The organism is Amycolatopsis sp. NPDC098790 (assembly GCF_044759945.1).
Lineage (GTDB): Bacteria > Actinomycetota > Actinomycetes > Mycobacteriales > Pseudonocardiaceae > Amycolatopsis.
Genome location: NZ_JBIWAI010000001.1, coordinates 94689 through 111448, shown reverse-complemented (window position 1 = coordinate 111448; position 16760 = coordinate 94689). Strand labels below are relative to the sequence as shown.

General features: G+C 71.7%; 21 protein-coding genes. 7 read left to right on the top strand and 14 right to left on the bottom strand.

The annotated features are described in order from the left end of the window. Positions 1-235: 235 nt before the first annotated feature. Genes ACIQWX_RS00585 through ACIQWX_RS00555 form a run of 7 tightly spaced genes read right to left on the bottom strand, consistent with a single transcriptional unit; the run spans position 236 to position 5146 of the window. Positions 236-529 (bottom strand): hypothetical protein, encoded by a 294-nt coding sequence (locus ACIQWX_RS00585; protein WP_400863656.1) that lies wholly within the window; start codon positions 527-529, stop codon positions 236-238. A gap of 2 nt (positions 530-531) precedes the next feature. Next, on the bottom strand, positions 532-897 hold the full coding sequence (locus ACIQWX_RS00580) for a GntR family transcriptional regulator (protein WP_400863654.1): 366 nt from the start codon (positions 895-897) through the stop codon (positions 532-534). Then, positions 894-1469: a hypothetical protein gene (locus ACIQWX_RS00575; RefSeq protein WP_400863652.1), complete on the bottom strand. Its 576-nt coding sequence runs from the start codon at positions 1467-1469 to the stop codon at positions 894-896. The genes ACIQWX_RS00580 and ACIQWX_RS00575 overlap by 4 nt, the downstream gene beginning before the upstream one ends. Positions 1470-1496: 27 nt before the next feature. Next, a complete protein-coding gene (locus ACIQWX_RS00570) occupies positions 1497-2042 on the bottom strand; it encodes an NUDIX hydrolase (protein ID WP_400863649.1) in 546 nt (181 codons plus the stop codon). Continuing rightward, positions 2039-3433, bottom strand: a complete 1395-nt coding sequence (locus ACIQWX_RS00565) for a coenzyme F420-0:L-glutamate ligase (protein WP_400863647.1) — start codon at positions 3431-3433, stop codon at positions 2039-2041. Before ACIQWX_RS00565 ends, ACIQWX_RS00570 begins: the two co-directional genes overlap by 4 nt. Next, positions 3369-4358 carry a 2-phospho-L-lactate transferase gene (gene cofD / locus ACIQWX_RS00560; RefSeq protein ID WP_400863644.1) on the bottom strand — a complete coding sequence of 330 codons (990 nt, stop codon included), beginning with the start codon at positions 4356-4358 and terminating at the stop codon, positions 3369-3371. The genes ACIQWX_RS00565 and cofD overlap by 65 nt, the downstream gene beginning before the upstream one ends. Continuing rightward, positions 4355-5146, bottom strand: a complete 792-nt coding sequence (locus ACIQWX_RS00555) for a GNAT family N-acetyltransferase (RefSeq protein ID WP_400863642.1) — start codon at positions 5144-5146, stop codon at positions 4355-4357. Before ACIQWX_RS00555 ends, cofD begins: the two co-directional genes overlap by 4 nt. 9 nt (positions 5147-5155) lie before the next feature. Here ACIQWX_RS00555 and ACIQWX_RS00550 point away from each other — a divergent pair, with 9 nt between their 5' ends. The 3 genes from ACIQWX_RS00550 to dapC all read left to right on the top strand — a co-directional run bounded on the left by ACIQWX_RS00550 (position 5156) and on the right by dapC (position 6897). Then, positions 5156-5377, top strand: a complete 222-nt coding sequence (locus tag ACIQWX_RS00550; RefSeq protein WP_400869602.1) for a hypothetical protein — start codon at positions 5156-5158, stop codon at positions 5375-5377. A 111-nt stretch (positions 5378-5488) separates the two neighbouring features. Next, positions 5489-5809 carry a ferredoxin gene (gene fdxA, locus ACIQWX_RS00545; protein ID WP_086680320.1) on the top strand — a complete coding sequence of 107 codons (321 nt, stop codon included), beginning with the start codon at positions 5489-5491 and terminating at the stop codon, positions 5807-5809. Beyond that, a complete protein-coding gene (dapC, locus tag ACIQWX_RS00540) occupies positions 5806-6897 on the top strand; it encodes a succinyldiaminopimelate transaminase (protein WP_400863639.1) in 1092 nt (363 codons plus the stop codon). Before fdxA ends, dapC begins: the two co-directional genes overlap by 4 nt. Here dapC and ACIQWX_RS00535 read toward each other — a convergent pair. Continuing rightward, positions 6891-7538: a TetR/AcrR family transcriptional regulator gene (locus ACIQWX_RS00535; RefSeq protein WP_400863637.1), complete on the bottom strand. Its 648-nt coding sequence runs from the start codon at positions 7536-7538 to the stop codon at positions 6891-6893. The genes dapC and ACIQWX_RS00535 overlap by 7 nt on opposite strands. 44 nt (positions 7539-7582) lie before the next feature. Between ACIQWX_RS00535 and ACIQWX_RS00530 the strand changes: the two genes are divergently transcribed. Beyond that, the gene (locus ACIQWX_RS00530) at positions 7583-8989 is read left to right on the top strand and encodes an FAD-dependent monooxygenase (RefSeq protein WP_400863634.1); all 1407 of its coding nucleotides are present in this window, start codon (positions 7583-7585) and stop codon (positions 8987-8989) included. On the opposite strand, the gene ACIQWX_RS00525 is transcribed toward ACIQWX_RS00530, so the two are convergent. From ACIQWX_RS00525 to ACIQWX_RS00510, 4 genes are all read right to left on the bottom strand, one after another. Beyond that, a complete protein-coding gene (locus ACIQWX_RS00525; RefSeq protein WP_400863631.1) occupies positions 8990-9166 on the bottom strand; it encodes a hypothetical protein in 177 nt (58 codons plus the stop codon). A gap of 104 nt (positions 9167-9270) precedes the next feature. Beyond that, entirely contained in the window at positions 9271-10200 is a 930-nt protein-coding gene (locus ACIQWX_RS00520; protein WP_400863628.1) for a CHAD domain-containing protein, read from the bottom strand. A gap of 28 nt (positions 10201-10228) precedes the next feature. Then, complete coding sequence (gene dapD, locus ACIQWX_RS00515) at positions 10229-11212, bottom strand: 2,3,4,5-tetrahydropyridine-2,6-dicarboxylate N-succinyltransferase (RefSeq protein ID WP_400863625.1); 984 nt, start codon at positions 11210-11212, stop codon at positions 10229-10231. Between the two features lie 28 nt (positions 11213-11240). Further along, entirely contained in the window at positions 11241-11669 is a 429-nt protein-coding gene (locus ACIQWX_RS00510) for a hypothetical protein (protein ID WP_400863623.1), read from the bottom strand. A 23-nt stretch (positions 11670-11692) separates the two neighbouring features. Here ACIQWX_RS00510 and dapE point away from each other — a divergent pair, with 23 nt between their 5' ends. From dapE to ACIQWX_RS00495, 3 genes are all read left to right on the top strand, one after another. Beyond that, positions 11693-12763, top strand: coding sequence for a succinyl-diaminopimelate desuccinylase (gene dapE / locus ACIQWX_RS00505; RefSeq protein WP_400863620.1), 1071 nt, complete (start codon positions 11693-11695; stop codon positions 12761-12763). Between the two features lie 118 nt (positions 12764-12881). Further along, on the top strand, positions 12882-13682 hold the full coding sequence (locus tag ACIQWX_RS00500; protein WP_400863617.1) for a DUF3152 domain-containing protein: 801 nt from the start codon (positions 12882-12884) through the stop codon (positions 13680-13682). Positions 13683-13691: 9 nt separating this feature from the next. Beyond that, positions 13692-13835, top strand: coding sequence for a hypothetical protein (locus ACIQWX_RS00495; protein WP_400863615.1), 144 nt, complete (start codon positions 13692-13694; stop codon positions 13833-13835). 50 nt (positions 13836-13885) lie between these two features. On the opposite strand, the gene ACIQWX_RS00490 is transcribed toward ACIQWX_RS00495, so the two are convergent. Next, positions 13886-14938 (bottom strand): chitinase, encoded by a 1053-nt coding sequence (locus ACIQWX_RS00490; protein WP_400863612.1) that lies wholly within the window; start codon positions 14936-14938, stop codon positions 13886-13888. A gap of 146 nt (positions 14939-15084) precedes the next feature. Next, on the bottom strand, positions 15085-16689 hold the full coding sequence (locus tag ACIQWX_RS00485; RefSeq protein WP_400863609.1) for a M28 family metallopeptidase: 1605 nt from the start codon (positions 16687-16689) through the stop codon (positions 15085-15087). Between the last annotated feature and the right edge of the window lie 71 nt (positions 16690-16760).

Genomic DNA, 16760 nt, shown 5'->3' with positions numbered 1-16760 from the left:
GCAACCGCGGTCGGGCCGCGGCGGTCGGCCGAGAAGCTGCGGTGCGCTGCGCCTTGCCGCCTTGGGGCCGGTGCCGTAGGTCGCCGCTGTGGGCTGGGCGGCGCCGGGTTGGGCGGGCGGTTGGGGCGCTGCCGTGGGCTGGGTTGTGCCGCGTTGGAGCTGGTGCTTTAGGCCGCGTTGGGCGGGCGCGCTCGATCGCCGCCGCGCGCGAACATTGGCGCGCGGCGGGGATGGCCTACTGCTGCGGGGGATAGCCGCCCTGCTGGGGCGGGAAGCCTTGCTGTCCGGGGTACCCCTGCTGTCCCGGGTAGCCCTGCTGCGGCGGATAACCCGGCTGCTGCGGGTACCCCGGCGGCGGATAGCCCGGTTGCTGTCGCGGATACCCCTGCTGGGGTGGGTAACCCGGGTACTGCTGCGGCGGGTACGGCGGCTGCTTCGGCTTGTTCATCTTGATCACCAGGACCACCACCGTCACGATGACCGCGATCGGCACCAGGATGATCAGCAGCGTCAGGACGCTCAGCACCACCGTCAGCCCCTTCCTTCGTCGAGCGCGGCGCGGACTATCGCCAGCGCCTCGGCGTCGTCCAGGCCGAGCTTACGGGTGAGGTCCGCGTAGCCGGCCGCCGCCTGCTGGGCTCGGCGGCGGGTCTGGTCGCCCGCTGCCGCGACGAAGCTGCCTGCCCGGCCTCGCGTCTCGATCAGGCCCGCCTCCTCCAGCTCGCGGTACGCGCGGGCCACCGTGTTCGGCGCGATGCCCAGCTCGGCCGCCAGGGCGCGGACCGTGGGCAGCTTCGTGCCGACCGGGAGGCTCCGGTCGTTGATCCGCGTCGCGAACCCGGACCGCACTTGTTCGAACGGCGGGACCGGCGAAGCGCTGTCGAAGGGGATGATCACCAGCTCTGCGGACCCGCTCCCGGGCCCGCCGGACGCTGCCCGTACGGCCCCTGCGGCACCGGCTGCGACGGCGGGAAGCCCGGCTGCGGCATCGGTTGCGCAGGCGGGAACCCGGCCTGCTGCGGCGCGAACCCGGCCTGCGGCGCAGGCGGATACCCCGGCTGCGGCGAGGGGAACCCACCCGACCCCTGCTGAGGCACGGGGAACCCACCGGACCCCGGCTGGGCCGCTGCGAACCCACCAGACCCCGATTGGGCTGTCGCGAACCCACCCGACCCCTGCTGCGGCGCGGGGAACCCACCCGACGTAGGCGGAAACCCTTGCTGCGGCGCGGCGAACCCACCCGGCGGCGGAGCAAACCCCTGCTGCGGCGGGAAGTTCCCCGAAGGCGTGAACTGCCCACCCCTCTTCATCGCCTCTTCCCGGCGCATCTTCGAAACCCGGACGATCACCGCGATGACGAACACGATGATCCCCAGCACGATCAACCCGAGCACGATGTACCCGAACACCCCGGTGTCGCCACCACCACCGGAGTGGTAGTGCACCCGCTCGGGGAACTGCGTAGCCATGTGGTCCCTCCCTGTCCGCACCCCAGGCTAGTGCCCGGCACCGACAGGAACGGCCGCTTTCACCAGATCGGCGAGATCTGCCGACCCCGCCGGCAGCGCGTCCACCGGCCACCACCGCAGGTCGTCGGACTCGTCGCTGCGCACCGGCGACGCCCCCGCCGGCGCGTGCACCGCGAACCGGACGTCGAAGTGCCGCGTCGGCACGCCGAGCGAGCACGTGATCGGGTGGACGTCGAGGTGCACCGGCTCCGGGCCGATCCGCAGCCCGGCCATGCCGGACTCCTCGGTCGCCTCCCGCAACGCCGCCTCGGCCAGCGAAGCGTCCTCGGGCTCGCAGTGCCCGCCCAGCTGCAACCACCGGCCGACGCGCGGGTGCAGCGTCAGCAGCACCTGCGTCCCGGTGTGGTCCAGGACCACCGCCGACGCCGTCAGGTGCCCGGCCGCGCACGACCGCTGACACGAGTCCTCGCGCGCCGCCAAGAACCCGAGGAACGCCTGGCGCAGCGACTCCTGCGAAGAAACCGATGGCCGCCACGCACCCAGCGTCGCGACGGCGTCCGCGTGCAGGCTCACAGCTCCAGCAGCCCCTCTCCGGGCGTGATCGGCCCGCGCGGCCCGGGATCCGACGCCGGGACGCCGATCGCGACCGAACCCAGCGGCTGCCAGCCCTCGTCGAGGCCCAGGACGTCCCGGACGACGTCCGCGGCGAAGATCGTCGACCCGATCCAGCACGAGCCGAGCCCCTCGGCCGCCAGCGACACCAGCAGGCCCTGCACCGCCGCGCCGCCGGCGACGGTGAACATCGTCTTCTCGCAGTCGTTGCGGCGCTCGTCGCGGTAGGTGTGCGCGCCGTCCGGGACCAGGAACGGGATGACGACTTCCGGGGCCCGGTAAAGGATGTCGCCGCGGCTGAGCCGCTTCGCGATCTGCTCTTGGGTGAACTCGTCGCCGGACAGGTCGGCCCGCCACGACTCGCGCATCGCGTCGAGCAGCTTGTGCCGCAAACCGGCGTCGCGCAGCCAGACGAACCGCACCGGGTGCGTGTGGTGCGGCGCGGGCGCGGTCAGCGCGGACGCCACCGCGCGCCGCATCGCCGCGGGGTCCACCGGCTCGTCCGCGAACTGCCGCACCGACCGCCGCGACGGCACGGCCGCCCGCCGGCCCTGCTCGATGGCTTCGTTGGTGCCCAGCCGGAAGAGGTCCTCCTCCAGCGGCCGGACGAGGTCCCGCGCGGTGGAACCGTCGTCTTCCAGGAAGAGCCCGCGCACGACGGCGACCGGCGTCCCGCCGAGCTTGCCCTTGACCAGGTCGGCGGCCGCCGCGAGCTCGTCGGCGATCGCCACCTCGGTGACGGCCAGTTCGTTGCCCTGCCCGTCGACCTCGCCGCGGTAGGCGTGCAGCACGCGCAGGCCGGACGCGCCGATCGCGGCGTCGGTCTGCCCGACCCGCCACGCGCGGCCCATCGTGTCCGTGACGACCACGGCGACCTCGACGCCGAGCCGCTCGCGCAGGCCGCCCCGCAGCGCCAGCGCCGACGCGTCCGGGTCCGCGGGCAGCAGCGCGACCTCGTCGCCCTCGACGTTCGACGCGTCGATGCCCGACGCCGCCTGCACGATCCCCAGGTGGTTCTGCGTGATCACCGTGCGCGCGATCCGCGCGACCACCCGGATCGCCTCGCGCTCGACGAGCTTGCGGCGTTCGGCGTCGCGGGTCTCGGGGTCGGCGGGCACCTTGACGAGCCTGCCCTCGGCCTTCGAGACGATCTTGCTGGTCACGACCAGGACGTCACCCGAACGCAGCCAGGGCGCGGCTTTCACGATCGCGCCGGTCAGGTCGTCGCCGGGGCGGAACTCCGGCAGCCCGGTGACGGGCAGGATCTCCAGCTTGGGGGAGGCGTGGTCATGCAAGGGGAGCTCCAGCCAGCTCGAGGGCGGCGCGGGCCATCGCCGCGGTCGCGTCCACATCGGACATCAGCAGCGGCACGTCGCGGACGGTCACGCCCGGCACGTCCGCCGTCTCGCCTTCGGCGATCAGCCAGCCGTCGAGGACGCCGCCGTCCTTGCGCGAGCCGTAGTGCCGGCCCACCGCCTCCGCCGACGTCTCGACGCCGATCGCGGTCAGGCACGCGTCGGCCATCCCGCGCAGCGCCTTGCCACCGATGATCGGCGACACCCCGACGACACCCGCGGACGTCTTGCGCAGTGCGTCCCGGACCCCCGGCACGCCCAGCACGGTCCCGACCGAGACGACCGGGTTCGACGGCGCGAACAGCACCGCGTCCGCGTCCTTCAGAGCTTCCAGCACGCCCGGCGCCGGCTTGGCCTCGTCGGCCCCGACCGCGACGATCGAGTGGGCCTTCGGCTCGGCGCGGTAGCGCACCCACCACTCCTGGAAGTGGATCGCCTTCTGCTGGCCGTCCTGCTCCGGGTCGTCGATGACGACGTGCGTCTCGACGCGGTCGTCGGACATCGGCAGCAGCCGGACGCCGGGCTGCCAGCGGTCGCACAGGGCCTCGGTCACCGCCGACAGCGGGTAGCCCGCGCGCAGCATCCGCGACCGGATGAGGTGGGTGGCGATGTCCTTGTCACCGAGGCCGAACCACGTCGGCTCGGCGCTGTAGGCCGCCAGCTCCTCCTTGACGACCCAGGTCTCGCCCGAGTGCCCCCAGCCGCGCTCTTTGTCGATCCCGCCGCCGAGCGTGTACATGCAGGTGTCCAGGTCCGGACAGATCCGCAGGCCGTGCATCCAGACGTCATCGCCGGTGTTCACCAGCGCCGTCACCTCGTGCTCCGACTCGCTCGCGCCTTCGGGGGACATGCCCAGCGCCGACTTCAAACCCAGCAGGAAGCGGGCCCCGCCCACTCCGCCGACCACTACCACGATCTTCACGACGTCGAATCCTCGCACGAGCCGGGTTCAGGGACCCAGTACCGGTATCTGTGGTGCGGGGCGTAGCCGAGCCCCGCGTAGAGCGCGAGCGCGCCCGCGTTCCCCTCCGCCACCTGCAACACCGCGTGGTCGGCCCCGTGTTCCACGCCCCACGCGTGCAGCGCGCCCATCAGGGCTTTCGCGAGCCCGCGGCGGCGGAAGGCCGGGCCGACCTCCAGGCGGCCGACGTGCAGCCAGCCGTCGACCAGGGCCCCGCGGACGACGCCGGCGGTGGCGCCGTCGAGCGTCGCGACGCCGTAGCCGACTTTCCCGCCGGTCAGAACACTCCGCGCGGCCGGAACGTCCTCCCCGGGCCCGAGCGTCAGCTCCCACCACTCCGGCGTCGGCTGGTCCGTCACTTTCGTAGGGAAAGTTGCGTCTGGGAGGCCGGGGACGCCACTTTCATAGGGAAAGTGGCGGTCTGGGGTGAGCGGGGTGGTCAGGACGACGACCTCGTGGCCGCGGTGGTGGCGCGTCGCCTGGAACCAGCCTTCGGCGATGACCGCGTGCTCGTTCGGGCTGTCGCGGATCACCTGCACCATCGGCTGGATCCCCCGATCGTGGGCGAAGTCACACACCGCGCGCAGCGCCTCCGGGATCTCCACGCCGGGGTCGCCGACGGCGAGCGCGCTGTTCGCGCGGCCCGTGAAGCCCCCTGCCCAGCGCAGCCGCCAGTCGTTCAGGGGTTCCTCCACCAGGGGAGGCCATGCTCTGCTGCAGACGATTTCGAGCGCTTCACGTGCGTTCACGACTAGATTGTGACCGAGGCCGTGAACGGCGCGGAGCGGATTTCCGAGGAGGTGGCCGTGGGCATCCAGCGCAAGGACGAGCGGCACAACGAGAAGCTCGTCGACGAGATCTCCGAGGGGTTTAACCGCGCCGTGGGGGAGAAGAAGGACGAGGACGAAGCCCCCAAGCCGCGCTTCGTCATCACCGGCGACGCCCGGGCCACCCCGCCCCCGCGCCGTCGGCAGAGGTGAACACGCCATACCCCGGGTATGGCTAAGGCTTGCCTCACCAACCGAACGGGTGGCCGAACCGCGTAGTGTCGGCCACGACTGGCTGTTAGCGGAGAAAAGCAGGAGTGCGCAGTGACCTACGTGATCGCCGAGCCCTGCGTCGACGTGCTCGACAAGGCGTGTATCGACGAGTGCCCCGTGGACTGCATCTACGAGGGCGAGCGGATGCTGTACATCCACCCGGACGAGTGCGTCGACTGCGGCGCCTGCGAGCCGGTCTGCCCGGTCGAGGCGATCTACTACGAGGACGACGTCCCGGACAACTGGTCGGACTACACCAAGGCCAACGTCGACTTCTTCGACGAGCTGGGCTCGCCCGGCGGCGCCTCCAAGGTGGGCAAGACCGCGCACGACCCGGGCTTCATCAAGGCGCTGCCCCCGCAGGGCGAATGAGCCCGGTCGCGCTGCCCGACTTCCCCTGGGATTCGCTCGCCGAGGTCAAGGCCAAGGCGCAGGCGCATCCCGGCGGGGTGGTCGACCTCTCCATCGGCACGCCGGTCGACCCGGTCCCGGCCGGCATCCGCGACGCGCTCGCGTCGGTCTCGGAGATCCCGGGCTACCCGACGACGCACGGCATCCCGGCCCTGCGCGCGGCGGCCATCGCCGCCCTCGGCCGCCGGCACGGCGTCACCGGCATCGAGCCGGACGCCGTCCTGCCGACGATCGGGTCGAAGGAGGCCGTGGCCTGGCTGCCGCGCCTGCTCGGCTTCGGCCCGGGCGACCTGGTGGTCATCCCGGAGCTGGCCTACCCGACGTACGAGGTCGGGGCGCTCCTGGCGGGCGCGTCGATCCTGCGTGCCGACAGCACGGTCGCGCTCGGCCCGCAGCGGCCGGCGATGATCTGGCTGAACTCGCCGTCCAACCCGACCGGCAAGGTCCTGCCGGTCGAGCACCTGCGCAAGGTGGTCGAGTGGGCGCGCGAGCGGGACGTCGTGGTCGTGTCCGACGAGTGCTACCTGGCGCTCGGCTGGGAGACGTCCCCGCTGTCGGTCCTGCACCCGGACGTCTGCGACGGCCGCACCGACGGCCTGATCGCGGTCCACTCGCTGTCCAAGTCGGCGAACCTGGCCAGCTACCGCGCCGGTTTCCTGACCGGTGACCCGCGGCTGATCAAGCAGCTGCTCGACGTCCGCAAGCACGCGGGCATGATCGTGCCGCGCCCGGTCCAGGAGGCGATGGTCGCCGCCCTGACCGACGACGAGGCCTTGGAAGCCCAGCGCGAGCGGTACGCCCGGCGCCGGCTGTCGCTGCGGAAGGCGTTGCAGGACAACGGGTTCCGCATCGACCACTCCGAGGCGGGCCTGTACCTGTGGGCGACCAGGGACGAGGACGCCCCGGCGACGGTCGAATGGCTGGCCGATCGCGGGATCCTGGTGGCGCCCGGCACGTTCTACGGGCCCAAGGGCGGCCGGCACGTCCGGGTCGCGCTGACCGCGACCGATGAGCGCATCGACGCGGCCGTGGAGCGCCTGGCTCAGTAGTCCCGGCCCGTGAAGCCGCGGTAGACGAACCTCGTCAGCGCCTCGATCGCCTCTTCGTCGGTCGGCGGGGTCCACCCCGCCGGCACCGGGTCGAGCAGCCACATCTGCGCGAAGCTGTCGACCAGCTGGTACATCATCGCGATCGACAGCTCGGTGCGCGCCGGCAGCCGCAGTCCGGCGGCCGTCACCTGGGCGAGGTGGCCGTTCAGGTCCGCCGCCTGGGTCGCGCCGAAGCTCGCCAGCGTGCGGGCGAACGCCTCGTTCACCATCGCCGCCTGGCGCAGCGCCTGCATCGTCGACGCGTGCTCGCGGTAGAAGTCCCAGTACTGGGCCACGTGCCAGCGCACCGCCGCGGGGTCGCTGAAGTCCGACAGGTGGCCCTCGGACAGCGCGCTTTCGTCGCCGGACGTCGCTATGTCGGCCAGGAGCGCCTCGAGCAGCTCCTCTTTGCTCGCGAAGTGGTTGTAGAACGACCCCGCGGCCCGGCCCGCCTCGGCGGTGATGTCCGTGATCTTGGTGTTCAGGTAGCCCTTGCGCGCGAACACGCGCCGAGCGGCCGCCTTCAGCGCGGCCTCGGTCTCGGCGGCCTTCTCCTTGCGGTTCACCGGTACCTCCTTGACGCGGGACGCTAGCAGTGTCATTCTGAATCCAGATTCACTGAATGACAATTCACTGGGAGGGCGACATGGACACACGGGTGCTGATCGCGGGGGCGGGACCGACCGGGCTGACACTGGCCATCGAGCTGGCGCGGCGCGACGTCGCCGTGCGGATCATCGACAAGGCCGAGACCTTCTTCGTCGGCTCGCGCGGCGACGGGATGCAACCGCGCACGCTGGAGGTCTTCGAGGACCTCGGCGTGCTCGACGCGGTGCTGGCGCAGGGGGCCGCGCCGGTACCGATGCAGATCCACGTGGGCGGCCGGGTCGTCGACGAGCGGATGATGTTCGACCTGGTCGAGCCGACCCCGGAGAAGCCGTACCCGACCGGCTGGTTCCTCGGCCAGTCGCAGACCGAGGGCATCCTGCGCGACCGGCTGGCCGAGTTCGGCGTGCACGTCGAGCTGGCGACCGCGTTGACCGGCTTCGAGCAAGACGACGAGGGCGTCACGGCCACGCTGAGCACCGGCGAGACCGTCCGCGCCGGGTACCTCGTCGGCGCCGACGGCGGCAAGAGCTTCGTGCGCAAGGCGCTCGGGATCGCGTTCGAGGGCACCACCGACGAGTCGATCCGGATGCTGCTCGGCGACGTCCACGCCGAGGGCCTCGACCGCGCCTACGGGCACTGGTTCGGCGACGCGGAGAACCCGATGCGCGGCATGATGTTCAGCCCGCTGCCGGGCACGCCGTGGTTCCAGTTCGGCTCGGCCCTCGGCGACGGCGACCTCGAGGCCGAGACGGCGCTGCCGGCGGTCCAGGCGAGGCTCGACGCGCTGAGCGGCGGCGGGATCACGCTGTCGGACCTGGCGTGGTCGACGGTGTGGCGGCCGAACGTCCGGCTGGCCGCGCGGTTCCGCGACGGCCGGGTGTTCCTGGCGGGCGACTCCGCGCACGTCCACCCGCCGACCGGTGGCCAGGGCCTCAACACCGGCGTCCAGGACGCCTACAACCTGGGCTGGAAGCTCGCGGACGGCTCACCCGAGCTGCTCGACAGCTACGAGGCCGAGCGCCGGACGGTGGCGGCACGCGTGCTGGGGGTCTCGACCGGGCTGATGCAGAAGTACGTCGACGGCGACGACGACGCCCACCACCGCGGCGAGGAGACGCAGCAGCTGGACATCAGCTACCGCGGCGGCCCGCTGTCCCCTTCGGGTGAGGGCGCGCTGCGACCCGGCGACCGCGCGCCGGACTCGCCGTTGGTCGCCGCCGACGGCACCCGGGTCCGGCTCTTCGAGCTGTTCCGCGGCCCGCACGCGACGCGCCTGGTCTTCGGCGATGGGCCTTCGGAGGGGGTCCGGATCCTGCCGGCGGGGAGCGTCCCGGAGCCGGGCGCGCTGGTCGACGAGGGCGGGTTCGCGTACGCGGCTTACGACGTCAAGCCGGGTGCCGAGGTGCTGGTGCGGCCGGACGGTTACGTCTGGTCCATCGCCTGATCACGACATCCCGCTGTGCGTGGAGTTGTCGTAGGTGCCGTTCGGCTTGGCGCGGTAGGGGTAGCGGCCGAGCTTCCGCCCGCGCCGCACCCGGCGGCCGGCCAGGACGCCGATCGTGAGGATGGTCAAGGCGAGCAGGATCACCCCGCCGATGGCCAGGGTCAGCGCCGTCTCCATGGGGCGAGCTTACGGTCGGCGGCCGGGGCTCGGGGCGGCCGAAATGACGTGAATGACTCATTCCTGTCGCCAGATGACATGAATGAGTCATTCACGTCATCGGGTCAGGCGTGCAGGGCGTGGGCCGCCTTGTCGACCTGGGCCCAGGCGTCCTGCCAAGCCGCGCGGGCCTCGGCGCGGCGGGCCAGCTCGCGCTCGGCTATCCGACCGGCCACGAACCCCATCTCGCCGTCGGCGTTCGCCAGGACCGTGCGCATCCGCTCGGCCGCGATCACCGCGTCCTGGTGGTCGCCCAGCACGGTCTGGAAGTCCCTCGTCGCCTTGATCAGCTTCTTGAGCCGCTTCGCGCGCTTCTTCTTCGCCGACGTCTGGGCCAGCTCGGCGGCGTACCGCAGCTTCTTGCCGTGGATGCGCAGCGCGTGCAGGTCGTCGTCCGGCGGGTCCGCGGGCAGCGCGCGGACGGCCTTGGCCAGCTTGCGGTGCGGTTTCGCCAGCCCGGTCACCAGGTCGTGCGGCTCGCCGGCCGCGTCGCCGGACGACCGGGTCAGCAGGCTGACCTCGCGCAGCAACGTCGAGTAGCGGGCGCTCGACAGCGCCCGCGTCAGCCGCCGCTTCGCCGCAGCGCGCTCGGTGACGAACCGGGACACCAGGCGGCGGCCGGCCGGCTGGTCGCGGACCTCGAAGTCGGCGATGACCTCGCGCAGGTGCCCGATCAGGACGTCGTGGTCGCGCACCTCGCCGAGCGACTGCCCGAGCCAGCCCAGCTCGGCGCGCACCGGCTCGGCGCCGTCCCCGACCAGCCGGCCCGACAGCTTCAGCACACTGCGCATCCGCCGCAGGGCGACGCGCATCTGGTGCAGGTCCTCGGGGTCGGCGCCGGAGCGCGTGCCGGGTTCGTGCGCGAGCAGGGCGCGGATCTCCCGGTCGAGCTTGGCGCGCACGTGGTGGGCCGCCGGATCGGCCGGGCGGGCCTCCACGGGCAGTTCCGGGAGGCCCAGCTCCGCCGGGGTGCGAGGCAACGTTTCGGTCGTCACCCCATGAATACTAAGTGAACAAACGGGCTCAGTCGTTGGCGTGGAGGATCGAGTTCAGCTCGACGCCGGAGCCGGTCCGCGGCACGACCTCGACCGCGCCGGTCGCGGAGTTGCGGCGGAAGACCGCGCCCGAGATGCCGTTGAGCTCGCGGGCCTTGACGACCTTGCCCTCGACGACGACCTTCGTTCCGGCCGTGACGTACAGGCCGGCTTCGACGACCGTGTCGTCGCCCAGCGAGATCCCGACGCCGCCGTTCGCGCCGATTAGGCAGCGCTCGCCCAGCGAGATCGTCTCCTTGCCGCCGCCGGAGAGCGTGCCCATGATCGACGCGCCGCCGCCGACGTCCGAGCCGTCGCCGACGACCACGCCGGCCGAGATCCGGCCCTCGACCATCGACGCGCCGAGCGTGCCGGCGTTGAAGTTCACGAAGCCCTCGTGCATCACGGTCGTGCCGGACGCCAGGTGCGCGCCGAGCCGGACGCGGTCCGCGTCGCCGATCCGGACGCCGGACGGCAGGACGTAGTCGACCATCCGCGGGAACTTGTCGACGCTGTAGACGGTCACCGCGCCGCGCGAGCGCAGCCGCAGCCGGGTCGTCTCGAAGCCCTCGGCCGGGCACGGGCCGTGGTTGGTCCACACGACGTTGGCCAGCAGGCCGAAGATGCCGTCGAGGTTCTGGCCGTGCGGGCGGACCAGCCGGTGGGAGAGCAGGTGCAGGCGGAGGTAGATGTCGTGGGTGTCCGCGGGCGCGTCGGCGAGCTTGCCGATCGTGGTGCGGACGGCGACGACCTCGACGCCGCGGTCGGTGTCCGGGCCGAGGAGCGCCGCGGCGGCTTCGCCGAGCAGCTCCTTCGCCTCGTCCGCGCCGAGGCGTTCCGTGCCGGCGGTGCCGCCTTCGGTCAGCTTCGGGTGCGGGTACCAGGTGTCGAGGACCGTCCCGTCGGTCGCGACGGTGGCCAGCCCGACGCCGCTGGCGCCGGTCGTTTCGGGGTTCGGGCTCTGCTCGCTCACGCCCGACACGGTAGTCGAGTGACGCGGATCAACCACTCGTGGGCCGCGCCGCCACCTGCTTCTTCAGGTCGCTCAGCGCGCCGGCGATGTCGACGAGCGCCTGGGTGCACGCGCCGCCCGGATCGGGCACGGTCGTGCAGCCCGCGCTCCGGAAGGCTTTCACGGCGGTGTCGAGCTTGTCCGCTTCGGCGACCAGCTGCGGGTCGCGGTCGTTCGCGCGCTTGCGGGCCGAGCCGGGGACGTTGCCGACCTCCGTGACGTACTTCTCACAGCCCTTCGGCAGCTGGGTGCGGGGGCTCGCGTAGCACTGGTCGACGGTCAGCGCGTCCAGCTTCGTCGGGAGCGCGTCCGGACCCGGCTCGCCGCCCTGCTTGGGCGTCGGACCGGCTTCGTTGCCGCAGCCGGACAGGACCAGGACCAGCACCGCGCCGCCCGCGGCGACTCCGAACCTACGCACACCCTCACGGTAGCGTGCCGGGCATGAGCCTCGACCTGCACGCCGACCCCGTCGACCTGACCGCCGCGCTCGTGGACACCTTCAGCGTGTCGGGCGCGGAGGCCGAAATCGCGACGGCGGTGCAGAAAGCGCTTCAGGAGCAGGCATCCCACCTCGAGGTGGTCCGCAACGGCGACGCCGTGCTCGCGCGCACGAACCTCGGCCGCGCGTCGCGGGTGGTGCTCGCCGGGCACCTGGACACCGTGCCGGAGAACGGCAACCTGCCTTCGCGGCGCGAAGGCACCGGCGACGACGAGGTCCTGCACGGCCTGGGCACGGTCGACATGAAGGGCGGCGACGCGGTCTTCCTGCACCTCGCGGCAACGCTGCCGTCGCCCAAGCACGACATCACGTTCGTCTTCTACGACAACGAAGAGGTCGAAGCGGTCAAGAACGGCCTCGGCCGCATCGAGCGCGAGCTGCCGGAGTGGCTGGCGGGCGACCTGGCGATCGTCGGCGAGCCGTCGAACGGCGTGATCGAGGCCGGCTGCCAAGGCACCATGCGCGTCGAGCTGCGGCTGACCGGCAAGCGCGCGCACACGGCGCGAGCGTGGATGGGGGAGAACGCGATCCACGCGCTGGCCGAGCCCCTGCGTCGGCTGGCGGAGTACTCGCCGCGGATCGTCGACATCGACGGGCTGACCTACCGCGAGGGCCTGCAGGCGACGTCGATCGGCGGCGGCGTGGCGGGCAACGTCGTCCCGGACGCGGCGGTGCTGGCGGTGAACCACCGCTTCGCGCCCGACCGTTCGCCGGAGGCGGCGGAACGTCACCTGCGCGAGGTGTTCGACGGGTACGAACTGTCCGTTGTGGACCTTTCCCCGGGAGCGCTGCCGGGCTTGTCGGCCCCGGCGGCGGCGGAACTAGTGACGGCGGCGGGCGGCCGAGCGGCGGCCAAGCTGGGCTGGACGGACGTGGCCCGCTTCGCGGCGCTGGGCATGCCGGCGGTGAACTTCGGCCCGGGCAACCCGACGCTGGCGCACACGAAGCAGGAAAACGTCCGGACGGCGGAGATCCGCCAGGTCGCCGAGGTCCTGCGCAAGTTCCTGTCCTGAGTGGTCCTCGTCACACCCGCCGGTGCTGAGCTGCGGTGACGCTCCGGCACCGGCCGTCACCGCAACTTTTCCGGGTTCCCGGCCGTATTCCCCGGTGAAGCCGCTTCCTGGAGGAGTCATGCCCAAAACCGCGAGACGGGCCGCGGCCGTCGCCGTGCTCGCGCTGGCGGTGGCCGGGGCGCTCACCGCCTGTGAGCAGCAGCCCGTCGCCGCGCCCGCGGCCGGGCCGGTCGTCATGGCCATCGGGGAGGCCACCTCCGTTCCGCCGCCGCCCGCCGAAGCCGCGCCCGTCACCCAGGCCGCGCCCGTCGAGGTCGCCATCACCTTCCCGCGCACCGGCTCCGGCCAGTGGATGTTCACCCCCGGCAGCGACGAAGTGGCCGGCAAGTCCGGCAAGCTCATGCGGTACCGGATCGCCCTCGAGACCGACATCGACGGCGTCGGGCCGGCATCCTTCGCGAAGGAGATCCGCGGCATCCTCGGCGACCCGCGCGGCTGGACCGGCGGCGGCGAGTGGCGGCTGCAGCAGGTCGGCCCGGACGACGACGCCGACTTCACCATCTACCTGGCCACCCCCGCCAGCCGCGACAAGCTGTGCGGCGGCACCGCGGACGGCTACACGTCCTGCCGCAACGGCAGCAACGTCGTGCTGAACGTCGCCCGCTGGGCCAACGCCGTGCCGAACTACGGCGCCCCGCTCGACGTCTACCGCCAGTACATGGTCACCCACGAAACCGGGCACCGGCTCGGCCACGGCCACGAGCTGTGCCCGGGCGCGGGCCGGCCGGCGCCGGTGATGGAGCAGCAGACGCTCGGGCTGCACGGCTGCGTCCCGAACCCGTGGCCGTTCCCGAACGGCAGGTCCTACGCCGGCCCGTCCGGCGAGTACGACGACCCGATCCCGGCCGGCGACTCGTAGGCTCGCCGCATGCCGGACACCACTCCGACCCGGCGGCGGTCGTGCACGACGGCCGGGAGTCCACCGACGACGACGCTTGGCGACCGGATCTCCGCCGTCGAGCACGGCCGCGAAGCCCGGAGCCTCGTGTGCTCGGAACTGGCGGGACGCTGATTCGTGAGTGGCAATCCAGGGTTCTGACCCGAATTGCCACTCACGACACCTCAGCGGCCCTGCAACGACTTGACGTTGTTGCCGAACGTCCAGCCCTTCGAGCCGTCCCAGTTGATCGACCAGTCCATCAGGCCCTTCAGGCCCGGGACCGACCGCCACGCCTGGGAAACCAGGCTCGGCGACATGTACCCGCCACCGGCGCCGGGCTGCGCGGGCAGCCCCGGGACCTGCTTGTCGTACGGCACCCGGATCGTCGTGCCCTGCACGACCAGGCCGTTGTTCAGGCACTGTGTCTGCACGGTGAAGCCCTGCACGGTCCCGGCCTGGTACGAGTCGCCGGAGCAGCCGTACATGGATCCGTTGTAGTACTGCATGTTCAGCCACCACAGCCGGCCGTTGTCCGCGTACTTCTTGACGATCGGCAGGTACGCGCCCCAGATCGAGCCGTAGGTGATGCTGCCGCCGGTCACGTACGCCGTCTCCGGTGCCATCGTCAGCCCGAAGCCCGCCGGCATCTGCGCGAGCACGCCGTCGATGATGCGGATCAGGTTCGACTGCGACGCCGAGAGCGTCTTGATGTTGCCGCTGCCGGTCAGGCCGGTCTCGATGTCGATGTCGATCCCGTCGAAGTTGTACTGCTTCAGGATCGGCACGACTGTCGCGACGAACTTGTCCGCCACCGTCGACGACGACAGGTCTATACCAGCCGCCGCGCCGCCGATGGACATCAGGATCGTCGCGCCCGCGGCCTTCGCCGCGCACATCTCGGCGGGCGTCGACACCTTGACGCCGGCGTCCATCCCGTTCTCCCACAACACGGTCCCGTCGGACCGGATCACCGGGAAGGCGGCGTTGATGACGTTGTAGCCGTGCTGGGCCATGCGGCTGTCGGTGATCGGGACCCAGCCCATCCCGGGGTGGACGCCGTTCGCGGCGCCGTCCCAGTTCTCCCAGTAGCCCTGGAGGACCTTGCCCGCGGGCCGCGGTTTCACCGCGCACGTGTCGGCCTGCACCGCCCCCTGCGCGGGGGCCGACACGAGCAGCGGGACGGCCAAAGCCGCTGCCAGAAGGGTTCCGAACAGGCGGTTTCTGCGACCGGACATACCGATTCCCATCGTCGTTGAGGGCGAACGCGGCGTGTCCGATCACGATAGGGGCCGACGGGAACCGCTGACTACCTACGATCGGGTGGTGGTCTAGACAAATTTGGGAGGGCGGCACTTTCACGTGAAAGTGCCGCCCCCGGGGTTCAGACGGTCAGCGTCCAGGAGGACAGGTAACCGGTGTCGGCCGGGCCGACGTCCCGGATCCGCAGCTGCCAGGCCCCGTTCGCGGCCTCCGAGGAAGCGTTGACGGTGTAGGTGGTGTCGAGGTTCGGCGTCGAGTCGCTGCTCGAGTTCTTCAGCCGGTACGCCGTGCCGTCCGGGGCGACCAGGTCGATGACCAGGTCACCGCGGTAGGTGTGGGTGATGTGCACCTCGACCTTCGTGGTGCCGGACGCGTTGCGCGCGCAGCCGCCGACGGTCGCCGGGCTGTTCACCGCGGCGGCCGGGTAGTCCGGGATGTTCAGCCGCGTCCCGTTGGTCACCGGCGCGCACGACGACGTCCCGACGCCCAGCGAGAACGACGCCGTGTGGTCGACGTTCGCGCCGTCGGCCGTCACGGTGACCGGGAACGTGCCGGTCGGCGTCGACGAGGAAGTCGAGATCGTCAGTGTCGACGACCCGCCCGAGGAGATGGTGGCCGGGCTGAACGACGCCGTCGCCCCCGCGGGCAGGCCCGAAGCCGACAGCGAGATGGACTGCGCGCTGCCCGACGTCGTCGTGGTGTTCACCGCGACCTGCAGCGACTGTCCCGGTTGGACAGTCCCGGCCGTGGGGTTGAGCGCGACGGAGTAGTCGTTGCCCGTCGTCGTCGCGACGGCGAGCTTCCAGAGCGCGTACCCGATGGCGTCGGAGTTCTTCTCCAGCGGGGTGTCCGGGATGTTGGCCGTCGTGTCGCAGGCGCGGTGGTAGCAGTTGTCGAACGGCGAGTTCGCCGTGCCGCCCCACTTCTGCGCCTGCGCCGAGCTCTTGATGTCGCCGGCGCCGGTGGCCAGGCCGCCGACCGGGATGCCCGCGCTCTTGAAGGACGCGTGGTCGGAGCGGCCGTCGCCTTCGCTGTCGCCCTCGGTCTGGATGCCGATGGACGAGAAGTACTCGTCGAAGACCGCCTTGACCGAAGCGACGTCGTCGTAGACGAAGTAGCCCCAGTTCTTCGAGCCGATCATGTCGAAGTTGAGGTACGTCTTGATCTTCGTGCGCTCGCTGCTCGGCAGGTTGTTGACGTAGTACTTGGAGCCGACCAGGCCGGACTCCTCGTCGGCCCACCAGCCGAACCGGACGCGCTTGGCCATCGCCGGGTTGGTGCGGGCCAGCGTCAGGGCGACCTCGAGGATCGACGCGCTGCCGGAGCCGTTGTCGTTGATGCCGGGGCCGGCGCTGACGGAGTCGAGGTGCGCGCCGAGCATGATGACCTGGCTCGCGTCACCCTGCGGCCACTCGGCGATCAGGTTCTGCGACTGCCCGATGCAGCTGGTGCAGGTCTGGCGGGTCGTGGTGTAGCCGGCGTTCCTGAGCAGGTTTTCCACATAGGACACCGACGCCGCGTAGCCACCGCCGCGCGGCGACCGCGTGCCGCCGTTGTTGTTCGCGATGGTCTGCAGCTGGTTGAGGTGGGTCTTGATGTTGGCCAGCGAGATGTCCGGCGCGGCGAGCGCCGTGGCGGGCGCGGCGGTCGCCGCGGGCACGGAAACGACGCCCAAGACGGCGGCCAGGGCGGTGACCCCGGCTCCGAATCTGGTCTTCCACTTCATGGCGGTGAGTTCCTTCGGTGGGGGTTGGGGAGAACGACCGTGAAGGCCGCACCGGGCTGGTGCGGCCTTCA

Coding starts and splice junctions, on each gene's coding strand:
- ACIQWX_RS00485 (WP_400863609.1), bottom strand. CDS start 16,689: ATGAAGTGGAAGACCAGATTCGGAGCCGGGGTCACCGCCCTGGCCGCC.
- ACIQWX_RS00490 (WP_400863612.1), bottom strand. CDS start 14,938: ATGTCCGGTCGCAGAAACCGCCTGTTCGGAACCCTTCTGGCAGCGGCT.
- ACIQWX_RS00575 (WP_400863652.1), bottom strand. CDS start 1,469: ATGGCTACGCAGTTCCCCGAGCGGGTGCACTACCACTCCGGTGGTGGT.
- dapC (WP_400863639.1), top strand. CDS start 5,806: ATGAGCCCGGTCGCGCTGCCCGACTTCCCCTGGGATTCGCTCGCCGAG.
- dapE (WP_400863620.1), top strand. CDS start 11,693: ATGAGCCTCGACCTGCACGCCGACCCCGTCGACCTGACCGCCGCGCTC.
- ACIQWX_RS00495 (WP_400863615.1), top strand. CDS start 13,692: ATGCCGGACACCACTCCGACCCGGCGGCGGTCGTGCACGACGGCCGGG.
- ACIQWX_RS00535 (WP_400863637.1), bottom strand. CDS start 7,538: ATGACACTGCTAGCGTCCCGCGTCAAGGAGGTACCGGTGAACCGCAAG.
- ACIQWX_RS00500 (WP_400863617.1), top strand. CDS start 12,882: ATGCCCAAAACCGCGAGACGGGCCGCGGCCGTCGCCGTGCTCGCGCTG.
- ACIQWX_RS00530 (WP_400863634.1), top strand. CDS start 7,583: ATGGACACACGGGTGCTGATCGCGGGGGCGGGACCGACCGGGCTGACA.
- ACIQWX_RS00525 (WP_400863631.1), bottom strand. CDS start 9,166: ATGGAGACGGCGCTGACCCTGGCCATCGGCGGGGTGATCCTGCTCGCC.
- ACIQWX_RS00565 (WP_400863647.1), bottom strand. CDS start 3,433: ATGTGGACGCGACCGCGGCGATGGCCCGCGCCGCCCTCGAGCTGGCTG.